This is a genomic window from Micromonospora sp. NPDC049257, assembly GCF_040678915.1.
Taxonomy (GTDB): domain Bacteria; phylum Actinomycetota; class Actinomycetes; order Mycobacteriales; family Micromonosporaceae; genus Micromonospora; species Micromonospora antibiotica.
The window spans coordinates 305,560-323,503 of the sequence record NZ_JBFAQU010000002.1; the positions used below are offsets into that span (position 1 = coordinate 305,560).

17 protein-coding genes are annotated in these 17,944 nt (G+C 72.8%); 8 read left to right on the plus strand and 9 right to left on the minus strand.

Annotated elements, in window-relative coordinates; all coding sequences use genetic code 11:
• Positions 1–59 precede the first annotated feature (59 nt).
• From AB0K25_RS05305 to AB0K25_RS05325, 5 genes are all read right to left on the minus strand, one after another.
• Positions 60–1,199 (minus strand): glycosyltransferase family 4 protein, encoded by a 1,140-nt coding sequence (locus AB0K25_RS05305; RefSeq protein ID WP_363818566.1) that lies wholly within the window; start codon positions 1,197–1,199, stop codon positions 60–62.
• The gene (locus AB0K25_RS05310) at positions 1,196–2,455 is read right to left on the minus strand and encodes a M48 family metallopeptidase (RefSeq protein ID WP_363818569.1); all 1,260 of its coding nucleotides are present in this window, start codon (positions 2,453–2,455) and stop codon (positions 1,196–1,198) included. Before AB0K25_RS05310 ends, AB0K25_RS05305 begins: the two co-directional genes overlap by 4 nt.
• A 203-nt stretch (positions 2,456–2,658) precedes the next feature.
• Entirely contained in the window at positions 2,659–2,868 is a 210-nt protein-coding gene (locus AB0K25_RS05315) for a hypothetical protein (RefSeq protein WP_091237684.1), read from the minus strand.
• A gap of 377 nt (positions 2,869–3,245) precedes the next feature.
• Positions 3,246–3,755: a flavoprotein gene (locus AB0K25_RS05320; protein WP_363818572.1), complete on the minus strand. Its 510-nt coding sequence runs from the start codon at positions 3,753–3,755 to the stop codon at positions 3,246–3,248.
• A complete protein-coding gene (locus AB0K25_RS05325; protein WP_363818575.1) occupies positions 3,752–5,002 on the minus strand; it encodes a helix-turn-helix domain-containing protein in 1,251 nt (416 codons plus the stop codon). Before AB0K25_RS05325 ends, AB0K25_RS05320 begins: the two co-directional genes overlap by 4 nt.
• 252 nt (positions 5,003–5,254) lie before the next feature.
• On the opposite strand from AB0K25_RS05325, the gene AB0K25_RS05330 reads away from it, so the two are divergent.
• Together AB0K25_RS05330 and AB0K25_RS05335 are read left to right on the plus strand one after the other, a co-directional pair.
• The gene (locus tag AB0K25_RS05330; protein WP_363818578.1) at positions 5,255–5,608 is read left to right on the plus strand and encodes a hypothetical protein; all 354 of its coding nucleotides are present in this window, start codon (positions 5,255–5,257) and stop codon (positions 5,606–5,608) included.
• Positions 5,605–6,402, plus strand: coding sequence for an FAD-binding oxidoreductase (locus tag AB0K25_RS05335; RefSeq protein ID WP_363818581.1), 798 nt, complete (start codon positions 5,605–5,607; stop codon positions 6,400–6,402). Before AB0K25_RS05330 ends, AB0K25_RS05335 begins: the two co-directional genes overlap by 4 nt.
• Before the next feature lie 43 nt (positions 6,403–6,445).
• On the opposite strand, the gene AB0K25_RS05340 is transcribed toward AB0K25_RS05335, so the two are convergent.
• Positions 6,446–7,963, minus strand: a complete 1,518-nt coding sequence (locus tag AB0K25_RS05340) for an NYN domain-containing protein (protein WP_357535370.1) — start codon at positions 7,961–7,963, stop codon at positions 6,446–6,448.
• A 127-nt stretch (positions 7,964–8,090) separates the two neighbouring features.
• Between AB0K25_RS05340 and AB0K25_RS05345 the strand changes: the two genes are divergently transcribed.
• The 6 genes from AB0K25_RS05345 to AB0K25_RS05370 all read left to right on the plus strand — a co-directional run bounded on the left by AB0K25_RS05345 (position 8,091) and on the right by AB0K25_RS05370 (position 14,246).
• Positions 8,091–9,848, plus strand: a complete 1,758-nt coding sequence (locus tag AB0K25_RS05345; RefSeq protein ID WP_357535372.1) for a DEDD exonuclease domain-containing protein — start codon at positions 8,091–8,093, stop codon at positions 9,846–9,848.
• A gap of 128 nt (positions 9,849–9,976) precedes the next feature.
• Positions 9,977–11,764, plus strand: a complete 1,788-nt coding sequence (locus AB0K25_RS05350; protein ID WP_208568810.1) for an HD domain-containing protein — start codon at positions 9,977–9,979, stop codon at positions 11,762–11,764.
• Between the two features lie 66 nt (positions 11,765–11,830).
• Complete coding sequence (locus AB0K25_RS05355; protein ID WP_363818585.1) at positions 11,831–12,352, plus strand: NUDIX domain-containing protein; 522 nt, start codon at positions 11,831–11,833, stop codon at positions 12,350–12,352.
• Positions 12,349–13,209: a sugar phosphate nucleotidyltransferase gene (locus AB0K25_RS05360; RefSeq protein ID WP_363818588.1), complete on the plus strand. Its 861-nt coding sequence runs from the start codon at positions 12,349–12,351 to the stop codon at positions 13,207–13,209. Before AB0K25_RS05355 ends, AB0K25_RS05360 begins: the two co-directional genes overlap by 4 nt.
• Positions 13,210–13,244: 35 nt before the next feature.
• On the plus strand, positions 13,245–13,847 hold the full coding sequence (locus AB0K25_RS05365) for a hypothetical protein (protein ID WP_363818590.1): 603 nt from the start codon (positions 13,245–13,247) through the stop codon (positions 13,845–13,847).
• 111 nt (positions 13,848–13,958) lie between these two features.
• Positions 13,959–14,246 carry an Lrp/AsnC ligand binding domain-containing protein gene (locus AB0K25_RS05370; protein ID WP_208568715.1) on the plus strand — a complete coding sequence of 96 codons (288 nt, stop codon included), beginning with the start codon at positions 13,959–13,961 and terminating at the stop codon, positions 14,244–14,246.
• Between the two features lie 66 nt (positions 14,247–14,312).
• Here AB0K25_RS05370 and AB0K25_RS05375 read toward each other — a convergent pair whose 3' ends face one another.
• The 3 genes from AB0K25_RS05375 to AB0K25_RS05385 all read right to left on the minus strand — a co-directional run bounded on the left by AB0K25_RS05375 (position 14,313) and on the right by AB0K25_RS05385 (position 17,932).
• Positions 14,313–14,990 carry a DUF4142 domain-containing protein gene (locus tag AB0K25_RS05375; protein WP_208568716.1) on the minus strand — a complete coding sequence of 226 codons (678 nt, stop codon included), beginning with the start codon at positions 14,988–14,990 and terminating at the stop codon, positions 14,313–14,315.
• A gap of 228 nt (positions 14,991–15,218) precedes the next feature.
• Positions 15,219–16,850: a cytochrome bc complex cytochrome b subunit gene (locus AB0K25_RS05380; protein ID WP_363818593.1), complete on the minus strand. Its 1,632-nt coding sequence runs from the start codon at positions 16,848–16,850 to the stop codon at positions 15,219–15,221.
• A complete protein-coding gene (locus AB0K25_RS05385) occupies positions 16,847–17,932 on the minus strand; it encodes a Rieske 2Fe-2S domain-containing protein (protein ID WP_208568718.1) in 1,086 nt (361 codons plus the stop codon). Before AB0K25_RS05385 ends, AB0K25_RS05380 begins: the two co-directional genes overlap by 4 nt.
• Positions 17,933–17,944 lie beyond the last annotated feature (12 nt).

Below are 17,944 nucleotides of genomic sequence, written 5' to 3' on the forward strand. Positions count from 1 at the left end.
CGGCACCTGCCGCTGCGGCGACGCCGGCCGGGCCACACCGGTGGGCGGTCAGTGCCGGCTCAGCCGGATGCGGTGGTGCCGGTGAGCAGGTCGGTGAGTCGTCGGGCCTGGGTCTCCCAGCGCCACTCCTTCTCCACCCAGGCCCGGCCGGCCGCGCCGAGCTGGCGGGCCAGGTCCCGGTCGGCGAGCAGGGTGGCCACCCGGTCGGCGAGTTGGGCGACGTCGCGGCCCGGGACCACGTATCCGGTCTCGCCCTCGCGGACCGCGTCCGGTGCGCCGCCGGAGTCACCGGCCACCACCGGCAGCCCGGTCGCCGACGCCTCCAGGTAGACGATGCCCAGCCCCTCGACGTCCAGGCCCCGGTTGCGGGTGCGGCAGGGCATCGCGTAGACGTCACCGGCGGCGTAGTGGGCGGGTAGCGCCTCCCACGGCACCGAGCCGGTGAACACCACGTCCCGTTCGACACCGGTGGACCGGGCCAGCTTCTCCAGCGTCGCCCGGTAGGGCCCGCCCCCGACCACCAGCAGCGCCGCGTCGGGCACCCGGCGGCGGATCGCCGGCAGGGCCCGGATCAGCGTGTCCTGGCCCTTGCGGGCGACCAGCCGGGAGACGCAGACCACCACCGGCCGGTCGGTCAGCCCGAGCCGGGCCCGCACCGGTGCGCCGTCCACCGCCGGGTGGTAGGTGTCCACGTCGACCCCGGGGGCGAGCCGGTGCAGCTCGGTGACGCCGTGCAGGGCGCGCTCCAGGCGTACCCGGGTGTAGTCGCCGAGGTAGGTGACCACGTCGGTGTGCCGGCCGATCCGGCGCAGCGCGGCGCGGGCCCCGGGCAGGGTCGCCCAGCCGGCCTCGTGGCCGTGGGTCAACGCGACCGCCCGACGGATGCCGGCGCGTCGCCGCAGCCCTCCGGCGAGCAGGCCCAGCGGGGCGGCGGCACCGAACCAGACGGTGTCGCAGCCGTGCTCGCGGGCCAGCCCGGCGGCCCGGCGGGCGACCCGTGGGGTGGGCAGCAGCACCCGGGTGGCGTCCCGGATCACCGGGAAGGGTTGCGCGGCGTCGAACTCGGCGGTGTCGCGCCAACTGGAGGCGTAGACCACCACCGACCCGGGCGGCTGACGGACCGCCAAGTGGTGCACGAACGACTGGATGCCGCCGGGTCGGGGCGGGAAGTCGTTGGTGATCAGCAGGATACGGCTCATCGACCGACCTCCCGGGCGTAGGCACGGGCGGCGGCCATCCGCTCCACCGTCGACGGATGCGACGCCGCCCAGAGGTACTCCCAGCGGGGCGGGTCCGGGTCGGCCCGGTTGACCCCGGCGAGCCGGCGTTGCATCGCCTCGAAGGTGGCCGGGTCACCGGTGAGCGCCAGGGCGTGCGCGTCGGCCCGCGCCTCGACCCGACGCGACATCAGCGCCTGCACCGGGCCGGCGACCAGCCCGACGACCGTCACCAGGGCGATCAGCAGCGCGAATGCCCGGGGCTCGGCGATCGAGTCGACGCCGGCCCGGCGCAGCAGTGGCGTCCAGGAGCCGAGCAGGTAGAGCGCGACCACCGCGGCGGCGGCACCGAGCGCGCCGGTCACCGTGCCGGTCCACACGTCCCGGTCCTTGGCGTGGCCCAGCTCGTGCGCGACGACGCTGGTCACCTCGGCCGGGGTGGCCTCGCGCAGCAGGGTGTCGTAGACCACCACCCGCCGGGTCGGCCCCAGCCCGGACACGTACGCGTTGACCGCCGTGGTCCGCCGGGAGGCGTCGGCGACCAGCACGTCCCGCACGGGTACGCCGTCGCGGGCGGCCAGCGCGGTCAGCTCGGTGCGCAGCGGCCCCTGCTCCATCGGGGTGAACCGGTTGAACACCGGCTCCACCAGCACCGGCAGCACGAAGGAGAGCAGCACCACCAGCCCGGCCGCGCCGGCCGCCCCGAACGCCCACCACCAGCGCGGGGCCAGCCGGGTGACGGTGTAGAAGCCGAGCAGCACGGTCGCGGCGAGCACCGCGCTGAGGGCGTACGACTTGAGCAGGTCGACCGTCCAGCCGCCCCAGCCCTGGGTGCTCAGCCCGTAGCGGGTCAGCACCGACTGCCGCCAGGCGGCGAAGGGCAGGGTGAGCAGGTCGGCGACGAGCACCACGGCGATCCCACCGAGCACGGCGCGGGCGATCCAGTGGTCACCGAAGGGCCGCCCGGCCAACTCGACCAGCCGGGCACCGAGCGGGGTCAGCCCGAGCAGCAGCGCCGCGACAAGCCCGACGGCCAGCCCGGTGTAGCGGCCGGGGCGCAGGGCCGCCTGCAGCGCCCGCCCCCGGGCCACCTGATCGGCGGGCAGGTCACGCAACGCGGCGAGCTGATCGGACCGGGGGGCCGGGGGTCGGCTCCACGGGACCAGCAGGGCCGCGACGACGAGCAGGGCCAGCGCCAGCGCCGCCAGGGTGAGCACCGCCCAGCCGCGCGGGGTCACCTCGGCACCCCGTGGACGGGCCTGCGGGTGTGGCGTCGTACCCGTGTCATGCCGCCGCTCCTCCCGCCGTGAGCGCCCATCCTATGGCCCACCGGGGCGGCCCCGGCGCGGTGTGTGCCCCGGCCCCACCCGGCCCGCGCGGAGCAACCGTCAGCCACGGACATCGCTGGCCCGGCGGGCCTGCTCCGGCGGGGCGGCGGCGGTCAGGCGACCCGGCGGCGGGTGGACCGGGCCCGGCGGGTCTCGTGGGCCAGCACCTCCACCTCGAAGCCGGAGCGGGTGAGCACCTCGATCGCCCGGTGCTCGGCGGCACCCAGGCCGGCGGCCGGCGAGTCGGTGTCGAGCAGGGCCGTCACCAGGCAGCCGGCGCAGCCCGCGCCCCGGACCCGGCAACCGTCGCAGTCGATGAGCATCGTGCCTCCTGACGCAGTGCGGCGTCGGGCGGAGGACCATCGTCACCACCCGAGCACCGTCGGTCAGGTCGGACACTAGCCATCGGGTACGACACAATCGGACAACCGGTGATCAACCAGGGCCGAGCCGGTGGAAAGAAAGCCAGTGTCGGGACTAGTTCTCGGCGGCGGCGCCCACCCCGACGGCATAGTCATGCGGTTCCTTGGTCGGTGAAAGTGAATCTGCGGCCCTGATACCGGAGGCCCGAAGGGTGCCGGCCCTTCCACGCCTGCCGGGCCGCGCCGCGGGACTCTCCGTCCCCGGGCCGGGTTCCGACGAGATAGTCATGCAGTGCTCGCGCGACACCCTGCCGCCGCCAGGCGGCAGGTACCTCGCTCTAGGACAAAGTGGCGTCGCCTGGCTTCTTGATGTGGGTGGCAGAGGACGACCAGGTTGCATCTTGAGTGAGAGCCGTGATGTGCGTGCCAGCATCCGCGAGTTTTTGGAGGCTCGCAGCGTAGGCCGGATGAGCGGCAAGTTCGGGTTTGACATTCGGAAAGGCATAGATCGGCAGCCCTGCACCGAGCGCCTGATTGAGGATGCCAAGGGCAACATTGTCGTTGAGCCCGAGTGCCCACTTGTTCATCAGATTGAAAGTGGCTGGCGCGACCACGACCACGTCGGCCGCCGGGTGAGGCTCCGGGTCACCGGGCTGCCGCCACTCGACCCGGACTGGGTACCCGGTCTGTCGCGCCAGGGCCTCCCGGTCGATCCAGGTTGCGGCGGTGGGCGTGGCGGTGACACACACCGTCCACCCGCCACTGATCAGTAGGTCGATGAGTTCAGCGATCCGCAGGGCGGGTGGTGCCGCAGCGACGATGAGGGCCAAGACTGGCTTGTCACTCACACCAGCACTCCCGCCCGTTCCGCCAGCGGTCGAAGCCCTGGTGTCGCAGCTTTCCGCTCCTTCGACAGCAGGTCGACCAACAGCATGCGCGCCTGGAAGTTGGTGTGAACGGTCTCGGGGGCGACCCGTTCTGCTTCGAGGAGGTGGAGTGTCGCGGCCGACCTGTCTGCCGTGCCCATCGTGGCAGCGGCAGCAAGGTCGACATGCACCTGGGCTCGCCGGCCGACCAGCACCACAGGAAGGCGGGAGGTCTCCAGTCGGGTTCCGATTTCCACAGCCCGCTCCGGCAATTCTGCGCGGACCGCAGCCGAGACTGCGTGAATGGTGACATTCGTCGGCCCGAACCCGGTCCAGAGACGGTTGCCGTCTGACCCGAGTTGCGTCGCAAGCTCTGCCGCCTCGCTGAGATGGCACCCGGCCGCCTTCGTGTCCCGGCGGCCGGCAGCCATCACGGCGGCCAGGAGGAGCAGCGCGCCATGCGCGGAAAGGAGGTCCGGACTGACGTTCTTCTGTTGGGTGCAGAGATTGTCAACGGTGGTCTGCACAACCTGCTCCGCATCACCCGTCCGTCCGGGCAGACGAAGAAGTGCGCACGCTGCCTGATAGGCGGCGACTGCTGCCAATGGACGATCACCCCCGAGGCCGGCAGCGGTGGAGGCGCGATCGGCGGCCAGCAGGGCAGCATGGCCATCTCCGACCTTGACGGCAAGCTTCGAGGCAGCGAGGTAGGCAGCCGCGAGCAATCGGAGCGCCTGGGCGCGATCACCCCCGGGCGCGTGAATCGCCAGCTCGGTGGCCTGGCCGAGCAGCTCCGGCAGGAGCCGAGCCGCCGAGCTGTAGCTTGCGCGCTGGTAAAGATGGTGGACTCTGCCGACGTCCCGCCGTACCTCGGCGACGGCACGCACCTGCTCTGTCTGGTGTACCGGAACGTAGTTGCCGAGAAACGCCCGTAGGCCGGTCAGGAGTTCCGTTCGGGCCGTTTCGGGGGATGGAGCCGGGCTTCCGTTACCCATGATCTGACCTCGCGGGGGCGCTACCGAGACGTCGACGAGCATCTCGTCGAGCTGTTCGAGCGTAACCCGCATTGCCGCAGCGATCCGACTTCGATGCCAAGGCTGCGGGTCCGTCTCAGCGCTCTCCCAACGGACCACGGTGGACCGCTCCACGCCCAGCAACTCGGCCAACCGCTCCTGACTGAGGCCAAGCGCCCTACGCCGTTGGCAGAGCCGATGTCGCTTCAGAGCCACCCCACGAACTCCCTTCGCCTGCCGTCACTGTAGTAACCATCCGTCGATGTCGCGGGTACGCAGATGCCACATTGATGCGTCAATTCGGCTCCTTGGGTGCTGTGGTTGCTGGCCCGGCGCCCCTCGACGCTGGGATGCATGGCCCGGGGCGGGTGCCGGGCTCCGGGGTGGTGTCGACCCGAACGACACGACCTCGTCCCCGCCCGCCCCGGCGTCCGTCCACCTTCCGCGACGCACAGGGGCGCAGACACGATGACCACCAGGGCAGACATCCCCGACGGGGACCGGCCACCCGGCGACGACAAGCCGGGGCGGGACGCCTGCGGCATGACACCGGCCGAGATCGTCCGCCGCTGGTTGCGGCTGGTGACGGCGGACGCGGAGCTGTCGCCGTACCTCATCGGGGTGGATCGGGTCCGGCTTGCCGGGCACCTGACGGCGGGCGTGACCGTCGCGCTCGCCGGGGAGCCGGCGGACGGCTGGGGTGGGCTCGGCCTGTCCGAGGAGCAGCACCGGCGCATCGGTGACTACCTGGTCGGAGTGTGCTGGGCGGCGGACCTGCCCGACGAACGGATCGCCCAGGTGCGCCGGGCGGTGGCCCGATGAGCGCCGCCCACCACCCGCCGCCGGAGCGGTCCGCCGCGCTGCCGCAGGTGACGCGGGCCGACACCGCCGAGCCGGCGGGGTGGGCCGGCGACAGCGTGCCGGCCCGGGTGATCGATCACGACCGGCCCTGCCCCGGCACCGCCATCCTGACCGTCCGCCCCTGGTCGCGGCTGCCGTACCGCCCCGGCCAGGCCGTCCCCGTGCACACCCCACACCACCCCGGCCGGTGGCGCTGGTACTCCCCCGCCAACGCCCCACGCCCCGACGGCACCATCGAGCTACATGTCCGCGCGGTGCCCGCCGGCGCCGTCTCGGCCAGCCTCGTCAACGAGGTACGCCCCGGCGACCTGCTGCACCTCGGCCCACCTCGCGACACCGGCCTGCACCTGCGCGACGGTGACCTGCTGCTGGTCGCGGGCGGCACCGGCCTGGCCCCACTGCGCGCCCTGGTCGAACAGGTCGCCGCCGCCCCCGACGGCCGCCGGGTCACCCTGATCGCCGCCACCCGCACCTTCGCCGACCTGTACGACGCGATCACCCTCGACACACTCCAGCAGGCCCACGACTGGCTGACCATCGTGCCCGCCTTCTCCCACGACCCGCACGCCGCGCCGGCCGAGCAGGGCGACGCGCTCACCCTCGCCCTGCGCCACCACCGACCCCACCACCAGGTGTACGTCTGCGGCCCACCAGCGCTTCTCGACGACGCCCGCCGCCAGCTACCCCTCGCCGGGGTACCCGTAGACCGCCTCCACCTGCCCGAACCACCACGCCGCACGAAGACGCACCGCTGACGCGCGACCACCACCGACGATGTGGGTGCCCTGCTGCACCGGCTCAGGAGCGGGCGAGCCGGCGCAGCAGCGAGTCCGCGCCCAGCGGGTACGCCCCGTGCCGGCGTACCCCGTCGGCGACCTCCCGGTCGGAGGAGACCACCACCACCGGACGGCCGGGCGGTTCGGCCCGGACCAGCCGGCGGATCAGCTCGTCGGCGGTCTCGCCCTTGCGGGAGAAGAGCACCCGCACCCCGCGCGGGGTGGGCGGCAGCCCGTGCATCCGTTCCGCCCCGTCGAAGACCACGGTCACCTCGTCACCGGTCTGCGCGGCGATCCCGCCCAGCCCGGTGATCAGCCGTTTGCGCTGCTGTTCCAGGGACATCTCGCCGAATCCGCGCTTGGTGACGTTGTAGCCGTCGACGACCAGGTGGGCGCGGGGCAGGGCGAGGAGTTGGTCCAGTCGGGCCGGGTCGTCGGTGTCCCGGGCGCGGGCGGCCGGCCCGCCCTGGGTGGTGACCGGGGCGTCGGTGAAGGCGTCGGCCACGAAGTCGGCGGGGAGCTTGTCCACCGGGTCCAGGGCCAGCTCCCGGCGTAGCCCCACGGCGGCCTGACCGATCGTCTCCAGCAGCAGCCACAGCCGGGCGTCGTCGACCGAGCGGGCTTCCTTGGCGCTGGCTTTGGCCACCCCCGCCGCCGCCTCGGCCTCGGCCAGCCGGGCCCGCGCGCGGCGCAGTTCGGCGTCGGTGTCGGCGGCGGCCCGGGTGGCCCGGCCACGTTCGGTGGCGAGCAGCTCGTTGGCCCGGCGTTCCCGGGCCTGGGTCTCCCGCAGGCTGCGCTGGAGCTGGCGGCTTTCCTCCCGGAGCTGGCCCAGCTCCTCGCGGACCCGGGCCAGCTCGTCGCGGAGCTTGTCCGCCTCCACCCGGGCCACCGCCCGGTCGTGCTCGGCGCGGGTGGCCCGCTGCTCGGCCTCCCGGACCAGCTCGGCGACGACGGCACTGTCCGCCTCGGCGCGGACCACCGCGCCGCTGGTGTCGATCAGCTCCCGCCAACCCCGGGGACGGACCAGGTAGGCCAGGGCGGCCACCTCGACCGGGTCGGCGGCGGCCGGCGCGGTGCCCTCGACGACGGCCGCGCCGAGGTCACCGGCGTCGGTCAGCACCCGGGCGGTGACCCGCTGCCGGAACAGCGGGTCGGCGGTGAGCTGGGCGGCGATCACCGAGCCACCGAGCCGGGCCCGGCGGTTCGGGGCGAACTTCGCCACCCGGCGCAGCGGCACCGGCACCTCGTCGGCGGGCAGACCGGGCAGGACGGCGGCGGTGAGGGCCACGATCCGCTGCCGGACCGGCTCGGGCAGGACGGGCTCCGGCTCCGGCAGCCCGGCCCCGGGCTCACCGTCGTCGGATTCGTCGGGCGTGGGCAGGGCTGGCTCCGGCTCGGGCAGGCCGGGCGCGGACTCCGGCTCGGGCAGGGTGGGTCCGGGCTCGGGTGCCCCCGCACCCAGGTCCCCGCCGGCCTCGGGCACGGCGGCGGACGACCCCTCCTCCGGGAGGCGGTCGTCGTGCGGCTCGGTGAGGGGCATGGGGCAAGTCTCCCACCGCGACCGGGCCCACCGCCGGTTGAGTGAGCCGATCTCTCATCCTATGCCGGCCGGGGCCCCTGGGGCTGCGGTGACGCGAGTGTCGCACCGAACGGTTAGCCTGCCGCCCGTGGCACCTGGGGAGTACGTCCAGCAGACCCTGGCCGGTCTGGACCAGTCGGCCGGCGGCGTCGATCCGGCCCTGCCGCTGTACGCGACGACGTTCGTGGTGGTCGACCTGGAGACCACCGGCGGCTCACCCGACGGCGGGGGCATCACCGAGATCGGCGCGGTCAAGGTGCGGGGCGGCGAGGAGCTGGGGGTGCTCGCCACCCTGGTCAACCCGGGGGTGCCGATCCCGCCGTTCATCACCGTGCTGACCGGCATCACCCAGGCCATGCTGGTCCCCGCCCCGCCGATCGAGGAGGTCCTGCCGAGCTTCCTGGAGTTCGTCGCCGACGCGGTGCTGGTGGCCCACAACGCGCCGTACGACGTGGGCTTCCTCAAGGCCGCCTGCGCGAAGCACGGCTACCGCTGGCCCAACCCCCGGGTGCTGGACACGGCGGCCCTGGCCCGCCGGGTGCTCAGCCGCGACGAGGTGCCCAACCGCAAGCTGGGCACCCTGGCCGCCTACTTCCGCACCGCCACCCAGCCCACCCACCGGGCGCTCGACGACGCCAAGGCGACGGTGGACGTACTGCACGGGCTGATCGCCCGGCTCGGCGGGCACCGGGTCGACACGGTCGGCGACGCGATCGAGTTCGCCCGCGCGGTCACCCCCACCCAGCGGCGCAAGCGGCACCTCGCCGACGGGCTACCCAAGGCGCCCGGGGTCTACATCTTCCGGGCCGCCGACGACCGGCCGCTCTACGTCGGCACCTCCGGGGACATCGCCACCCGGGTGCGCAGCTACTTCACCGCCGCCGAGAAGCGGGCCCGGATGTCGGAGATGCTGGCCGCCGCCGAGCGGGTGGAGGCGGTCGAGTGCGCCCACCCGCTGGAGGCGGAGGTGCGCGAGCTGCGCCTGATCGCCGCGCACGCGCCGCCGTACAACCGGCGGTCGAAGTATCCGGAACGGATGGTGTGGCTCAAGCTCACCGGCGGGCCGTACCCCCGGTTGTCGGTGGTGCGCGGCCTGGCCCCCGGTGACACCGCCTACCTGGGTCCGTTCCGCTCCACCCGGGCCGCCGAGCTGGCCGCCGCCGGGTTCCACGACGCGGTGCCGCTGCGCCAGTGCACCCACCGGCTCTCACTGCGCACGATCACACCGGCCTGCGCGCTGGCCGAGCTGGGCCGCTGCCCGGCACCCTGCGAGCACCGGATCACCCCGCAGGAGTACGACGACCGCGCCGTCGCGCCGTTCCGCGCCGCCACCACCAGTGACCCGCAGGTGGTGGTGGACGCCCTGCTGGCCCGGATCGAGGCGCTGTCGACGGCGCAGCGCTACGAGGAGGCGGCGGTGGTGCGGTCCCGGTTGGCGGCGGTGCTGCGGGCCGCCGTCCGGATGCAGCGGCTGGCCGCGTTGACCCGGATCGCCGAGGTGGCCGCCGCCCGACCCGCCGCCGGGGGTGGCTGGGAGCTGGCGCTGGTCCGGTACGGGCGGCTCGCCGGTGCCGGGGTTTCCCCGCCGGGTGTCCATCCGCGACCGACGATCACCGCGATCCGGGCCACCGCCGAGACGGTGGAACCGGGTGGGCACGGGCCGGTGCCCCGGGCCACCGCCGAGGAGACCGAGCGGATCCTGTCCTGGTTGGAGCGACCGGAGACCCGGCTGGTGGAGATGACGTCCGTTTGGTCGTCCCCGGTGGCCGGCGCGGGGCGGTTCCGTGACCTGCTGGTCAAGGCTGAGGGCGGCGGGTCCCACCAACTCTCGACCGAACGCCCATGAGCAAGTGACCGATCGGACGACCTCGCCTCGCTTAGTCTGTTAAGGGAGTGCAGTCCTGCCCGTTTCGTGGGCCTGCTTCCGGTTGCCGGTGACGGTGACCGTGGAGCCGGGGTGAGGAGGTGTCCCACGTGGACGTCGACGCCGGACACGGCGCCGCCCTGGGGGGTGCGCTCCCGGCCCAGCCGGGTGAGTTGCCCCTGGCCCGGCGGCTCCGGTCCCTGTTGAGTTGGCCGGCCAACGACGCCGACCCGGTGACCCAGCTCGTCCGTACCCACCGCGGCATCCACTCCAGCGCGGACGCCTCGGTGCTGCGCCGGGCGTACACGATCGCCGAGAACATGCACCGCGGTCAGTTCCGCAAGAGCGGCGAGCCCTACATCACCCACCCGCTGGCGGTCGCCCAGATCTGTGCCGACCTCGGGATGGACACCACCACCCTGGTCGCGGCGCTGCTGCACGACACGGTGGAGGACACCCGCTACACCCTCCAGGCGCTCAGCGAGGACTTCGGCCACGAGGTGGCGCACCTGGTCGACGGGGTGACCAAGTTCGACAAGGCGTTCTACGGCAAGGCCGCCGAGGCGGAGACGATCCGCAAGATGATCATCGCGGCCGGCAAGGACGTCCGGGTGCTGATCATCAAGCTGGCCGACCGGCTGCACAACATGCGTACCCTCGGGGTCCGCTCGGCCGCCTCCCGGGAGCGGATCGCCCGCAAGACCCAGGAGGTCCTGGTCCCGCTCTGCGACCGGCTCGGCATCCAGACCCTCAAGCGTGACCTGGACGACGTGGTGCTGCTGCACCTGGAGCCCGACGAGCACGCCCGGCTGGCCCGGCACGTGCACGACCGGCCCGGCTGGGACGCCTACCTCGACGACGTGGTGGCCCAGGCCAAGGTGGCGCTGCGCCGCAGCCGGGTGGACGCCGAGGTGAGCGTTCGCCCCCGGCACCTCTACTCGATCTGGAAGGACACCGTGGCCGGCGGGCACGCCCAGCCGTACGACCTGCCCCGGATCGTGATCGTGGTCGACGGCCCGGCCACCGACTGTTACGCCGCCCTCGGCGCGGTGCACGGCCGCTGGCGGCCGGTCTCCGGCCGGTTCAAGGACTTCATCGCCTCCCCCAAGAACAACCTCTACCGCTCCCTGCACACCAGCGTCTGCGGCCCGCAGAACCGCACCGTCGAGGTGCTGATCCGCACCCGGGAGATGCACCGTTGCGCCGAGTACGGCGTGGCCGCCGACTTCCGCTTCCCCCGCGCCGCCACCGGGGCCAGCAACACCGACCAGCTCTCCTGGCTGCGCCGGGTGCTCGACTGGGAGCAGGAGGCCCCCGACCCGGCCCAGTTCCTCCAGTCGCTGCGGTGCGACCTGGCCGAGGCGCAGATCCAGGTGGTCGCCGACGGCCGGCAGGTGGTGCTCCCGGCCGGGGCCACCCCGATCGACCTGGCCTACGAGCTGGGCACCGAGCGGGGCGACCACTGCCTCGCCGCGCGGATCAACGGCCGGCTCGCCCCACTGGCGTCCGAACTGGACGAGGGCGACGTGGTGGAGATCTACTCGGAGAGCAGCGTCGCGAGCGGCTTCGAGGCGGACGTCGCCCCCCGGGGCCCCCGCCGCGAGTGGCTCGACTTCGTCAAGTCGCCGCACGCGCAGATGCAGATCAGCCGCTGGTTCACCGAGCACGTCGAGCCGGGCATCTCCATCGCCGACAAGGTCCGCCTCGGCCGGGCCACCATCGGCCTGGCGCTGCGTACGCACAACCGGGGGCTGGCCAGCGACCTGCCGTTGCTGCGGCTGTCGGAGGAGCTCGGCTACCCCGACCTGGAGACCCTGTTGGTCGCGGTCTTCGACCGGGCGGTCGAACCGGACACCGTGGTCCGTCAGCTCATCGACCTGGTCGACCATCGACAGTGAGTCCCTGGCCGGGTGACCGGTCGCCCCGCACCCCACGGCAGCACGCCGACGGCCTAGCCTGGAGCGATGATCCTCCGTTCCCGCGCCACCGGCCGGGCCGTGGCGTACAAGGTCTTCTACCGGCTGCCGGTCTCGGTGCGGCGTCGCCTGGTCCGGCTCGCCGGGCCGAAGTACGTCGTCGGCGCGGTGACCCTGGTCCGGGACAGCGAGGCCGACGGCGCCGGCCGCCTGCTGCTGCTGCGCCAACCCCCCGGGCACAGTTGGACGCTGCCCGCCGGCCTGCTCCAACGCGGTGAGACCCCGGTCGTCGGCGCGGCCCGCGAACTGCACGAGGAGTCCGGGGTCCGGCTCGCCCCGGAGCAGCTCCGCCCGGCCGTGCCGAACGCCGTGGTGCACACCCGGGGTTGGGTGGACATGGTCTTCGAGGCGGAGGTGCCCGCCGCCACCACCACCCTGGCCGTCGACGGCGCGGAGGTCTTCGAGGCCGCCTGGCACCCGCTGGACGACCTGCCCCGGCTGAGCCGGGCCACCGCCAACCTGCTCGGCCACTACGGCATCGGGCCGCAGGCCGGCCAGCCGACGACGTGACCGCCCCGGACGGCCTGTGCGCGGTGGTGCTCGCCGCCGGTGAGGGCACCCGGCTGCGCCCGCTCACCGCCCGGGTGCCCAAGGCGCTCTGCCCGGTCGGCAACGTGCCGCTGCTGGACCGGGCCCTGCACCGGCTCGCCGGGCTGGGCCTGACCGGGCCCCGGCGGGTGGCGGTGAACGCCTGTTACCTGGCCGACCAGGTGGTGGCGCACGTCAGCGACCGGGCGCACCTGTCGGTGGAGCCGGGTGACCCGTTGGGCACCGCCGGTGGCCTGGGCAACCTGCGGGACTGGATCGCCGGTCGGGGGGTGCTGGTCGGCAACGCCGACGCCTACCTGGCCGATCCGGGGGCCGCCCCCGGCCCCGACATCGCGGCGCTGCTGGCCGGGTGGGACTTCCACTCCGTACGGCTGCTGGGTCGGCCGGCGCCCGACCCGCGCGCGCCCGGCACCTTCGACGGGCACGTCTTCACCGGCTTCTCCCTGCTGCCCTGGCACCGGGTGCGCGAGCTGCCGGCCAGCTTCGGTGACCTGGTCCGCGCGGTGTGGCGGCCGGCGGAGGCGGCCGGCGAGCTGACCGTGGTGCCGTACCCGGGCACGTTCTTCGACACCGGCACGCCCGCCGACTACCTGGCGGCCAACCTGCACGCCGCCGGCGACGGCGCCCTGGTCGCCCCGGACGCCATCGTGACCGGTCGGGTCCGGCACGCGGTGGTCGGCGCTTGCGCGGTGGTACGCGGCGACGTGGAGCGCGTGGTGGTCTGGCCCGGCGCGACGGTCGGCCCGGACGAACGGCTCCGCGACGCGATCCGGGCCGACGACGGGCTCACCGTCGCCGCCCCACCAGGCGGACGTTGATCACCGGTGTCAGAATCACCAGCATGCAGCCCTCCATGCCTCGGATCCCCCTGTCGGTCGGCTACCGGTCGAGCCGTACCGGTCGGGTCGTCTCGTTGCTGGTGCTGGGTGTCATCCTGACTGTCGGTTGCGGTTGTGTCGGCGCCTTCATCGGCACCGGCATCAACGCGGCCGGCGGCAACGACACCTCGGGCAGCGCGGCGGTGCCGGCGATCGCCGCGCTGGTGTCGGCCGGGCTGGTCCTGCTCCTCATCGGCCTGCTGGTGACCAGCATCGTGCGCAGCGGCGCCTGGTTGGAGGGCAGCCGGCTCACCGTGGTCGGGCTCACCACGAAGAGCGTCGACCTGCGGGCCGCCCGGTCGGTGTCGCTGCACGCGGCGGCCGTCGCGCAGACCGGCGTCTCCAGTGACGGTTCGCTGGTCGCCACCGGCGCGGTCACCCGGACCCCGGTGCTCACCGTCACCGCCGACTCCGGCACCGTCAAGCTGGGGCTGCGCAGCAGGGAGAGCCTGCTCATCCCGCCGCCCGAGATGTACGCCCTGGCCGCCGCGCTGGACACCGCCCGCTGCCCCGGGGCGGCGGAGGCGGCCGCCTGGCTGCGCGCCATGGCCGCCGACCCGCGCACCATGCTGCTCTGACCGGCAGCCGGGTCCACCGGAGGGCCGCCCGCGGGCGGCGAGGGCGGCACTAGCATGGTCGACGACACCAGGCCGGCGTCGCGCCGGGCACGACGAACGGAGAATCGTCCAGTGATCACCGCGATCGTCCTGATCGACTGCGCCACCGACTCGATCCCCGAGGTGGCCGAGAACCTGGCCAACCTGCCCGGTGTCAGCGAGGTCTACTCGGTGGCCGGACACGTCGACCTGATCGCCATCGTCCGGGTCCGGGAGTTCGAGCAGATCGCCCAGGTCATCGCCGGCAGCATCTCCAAGGTGCCGGGGGTGCTCAACACCGAGTCGCACATCGCCTTCCGCGCGTACTCCCAGCACGACCTGGAGGAGGCGTTCGCGATCGGCCTGGCCAGCGCCGACTGACCGACGCCCGGACAGGCGACGGTGGCCGGCCCCTGGGGACCGGCCACCATCAGGTGGTACGAGAGGTCAGCTGTTGCCCGGAACGGGCGTCTCGGTGGTGCCGCCCGGTTCCGGCGACTCCGTGCCGCCGCCCGGGGTCGGGGACCCGGTCGTGCCACCCGGTGCCGGCGTACCGCTGCCACCCGGGCTCGCGGTGCCGCTGGCGCTGGTCTGCGGGACCGGGATGCCCAACTCCTGGGCCAGGGCCACCAGCGCGTCGTAGTGCGCCTGCAACACCGGCAGGGCGTCCTGCGCCAACTGGACCACCGACTGCTCGGAGCCCTGCGAGATCTCGGTCTGGGTGGCCTGGATGGCCTGCACGTGACCGGCCAGCTCAGCGGTCACCCAGGCCTTGTCGAACGCGGCGCCCTTGAGGCCGTTGAGCTTGTCGATCACCTTCTGCTGATCGGCTGTCGGCGCGTTCGGCAGGGTCACGTTCAGCTGCTGCGCGGTGCTCTGCACCGTCTGGTCGAGCTGGGTGTGATCCGTGACGAACTGCTGCCCCAACTGCTTGACCTGCTCGTTCTGCCCCTTCTTCTGGGCCAGGTTCCCGGTGACGATCTCCGCCAGGTTGACCTGGTGCACCGCCTGCAGGTACTGGGTGTCCTGCGCCGACGGTTGCGCGGCGGCCTGCGCGGCAGCCGCGGGTGCCAGGCCGACCACCGCCAGCGTGGCCAGCAGTCCCAGGCGTTTGATACCCAACATGTTTCCTCCCCGTTTTCGGTGGACCGCACGGATACCCGACTGGCGAGGGTTAATCCTGGCTTTCCACCCGTTGGGGTCCGGCCGCGCCGGCCCGCCGGCCGGAAAACGGACGCCGCACCGCACGCCCCCACCGCACCGGAGCGGATACGGACGAGGCGGGCCGGGGATACGGACGAGGCGCCCGCCGGAATCCTCCGGCGGGCGCCTCGGTCGAGTGGTACGGGCAGGTCAGCGGCGGGAATCTCCGCTGCCGATCTCCTCCCGCTCCGGGCGGGGTTCCACCGGCGGGTGCCCCGGCGAGACCGGTGCCTCGACCGGCTTCTCGATCGGGTAGAAGAAGCCCCGGATCGCCGGGCCGAGCGCCCCGAGCCGGTTCATCTTCTTCGGCACCACCCAGCCGACGTAGTCCAACTCGCCGTGCCCGTGCCCGTGGCCGTCACCGGCGCTGAGCGGCTGGTGGACCTCCTCGAACCGGCCGTCGGGCAGGCGGCGGATGATGCCGGTCTCCACGCCGTGGGCCAGCACCTCCCGGTCGTGCTGCTGGAGCCCGAGGCAGATCCGGTAGGTGACGTAGTACGCCACCGGCGGGACGATCAGCAGGCCGATCCGGCCCGCCCAGGTCATCGCGTTCAGGCTGATGTGGAACTTGTCGGCGATCACGTCGTTCGCGCCGGAGAGGGTCAGCACGATGTAGAAGGCGACGGCCATCGCGCCCACCGCGGTCCGGGCCGGGACGTCCCGGGGCCGCTGGAGCAGGTTGTGGTGCCGGTAGTCCTTGAGCTGCCGGGCCTCCACGAACGGATAGAGCGTGGAGAGGCCGACCAGGATGCCGGGCAGGACGACCGTCGGCCAGAACAGCGGCGGGATGACGTACCCGTTGCCGATCGGGATGTTGATCTCCCAGGCCGGCATCAGTCGGGTCGAGCCGTCGAGGAACATGACGTACCAGTCGGGCTGGCTGGCGGCCGAGACCACCCACGCCTCGTACGGGCCGAAGTACCAGATCGGGTTGATCTGGAACAGGCCGCCCATCAGCGCGATCACGCCGAAGACGACCATGAAGAAGCCGCCCTGCTTGAGCGCGTAGCGGGGGAACATCCGCTCGCCGACCACGTTGTCGTTGGTCCGGCCGGGGCCGGGCCACTGGGTGTGCTTCTGCTTGAACACCAGGCCCAGGTGGGCGCTGATCAACGCGACCAGCAGACCCGGGATGAGCAGCACGTGGGCGATGAAGAACCGGCTGATGATGATCTCACCGGGGAACTCGCCGCCGAAGATCGACGAGGTGACCCAGGAGCCGATCACCGGGATCGACAGCATGATGCCGGAGGCGATCCGCAGGCCGGTGCCGGACAGGCCGTCGTCCGGCAGCGAGTAGCCGGAGAAACCGGCGAGGAAGCCGACCCAGAACAGCAGCGACCCGATGATCCAGTTGGTCTCCCGCGGCTTGCGGAACGCGCCGGTGAAGAAGACCCGCATCATGTGCACCACGATCGCGGCCATGAACAGCAGCGCGGACCAGTGGTGCATCTGCCGCATGATCAGGCCACCCCGGACATCGAACGAGATGTCCAGGCTGGAGGCGTACGCGGCGGACATCGGGGTGCCCCGCAGCGGGGCGTAACTGCCGTTGTAGACCACCTCGGTCATCGCCGGCTCGTAGAAGAAGGTCAGGAAGACGCCGGTCAGCAGCAGCACGACGAACGAGAAGAGCGCGATCTCGCCGAGCAGGAACGACCAGTGGTCCGGGAAGACCTTGTTGAGCAGCTTGCGCAACGGGGTGGCGACCTGGAAGCGGTCGTCCACTCCCCCGGCGGCCTTGCCCGGCACCGCTGCTACGTCAAACTTTCGGCGCTTCATGGCCGCTCCCAGAAGTCGGGGCCGACGGTTTCGGTGTAGTCGGACTTCGCCACGAAGAAGCCTTCCTCGTCCACCTCGATCGGCAGCTGGGGCAGCCGCCGGCTCGCCGGGCCGAAGACCGGACGGGCGTTGTCGGTGATCAGGAACTGGCTCTGGTGACACGGGCAGAGCAGCCGGTTGGTCTGCTGCTCGTACAGGCTCGCCGGGCAGCCGGCGTGCGTGCAGATCTTGGAGTACGCCGCGTAGTTGCCCCACATGTAGTCACCGTGACCGACCCGCGAGTTGGCCTGCCGGGACTTCTCCGCGTCGGACTCCCGCAGGTGGATCAGCAGCGTCGGCGAGTCGGCGTGCTTGTTGCTCACGCCGTGCTCGATGCCGGGGAAGACGGTCAGCTGACCACCGGTGCTGACGTCGGCGGGCCGGATCGGCCGGCCGTCCTCGCGGACCAGCCGGATCTTCTTGCCGTCGGCCGGCGCGAACCCGGTGGTGAACATCTGGTTGTTCTTGTGCGGGTTGGAGATCAGGCCACCGACCAGCGGGGCCGCCGCGACCGCACCGACCGGCAGCAGGCCGGCGACCAGCGAGACACCGAGCAGCGGACGACGCCGTACCCCCATCTCGTCGGCGAGGTAGAGCATCGTCTCGCCGGTGATCTTCCGGTCCTCCGCCGACCCGGGACCGTCGTGCCGGTCCTGGATCGAGACCTCCTTGGGCAGCAGCTTCTTGCCCCAGGTGAGGATGCCGAAGCCGATGCCGAGCAGGGCGACACCCAGGGTGAGGCCGAGCAGCGGGGTGTACCACTTGTCACCGCCGCGACCCGGCTCGTACTCCCAGGGCCACCAGATGTAGACGACCAGGAACGCGGTGGCGGCCAGGCCGGTGAGCAGGAACATCGCCGCGACCGTACGGGTCAGCCGGCGCTCGGCCTTGCTACCCGGGACGACCTGCTCCTCGTAGTGGACGATCTCGATGTCGTCCCGGCGGGCGCCCTCGGTGACGATGTCGAACCGGGAGAGCCGGGGGTCGTGGACGTCGAGCGGCTCCCGACCCTGCGGGGCGTGCTGCTCGGTCTGGGTGCTCATGCCGTCACCTCG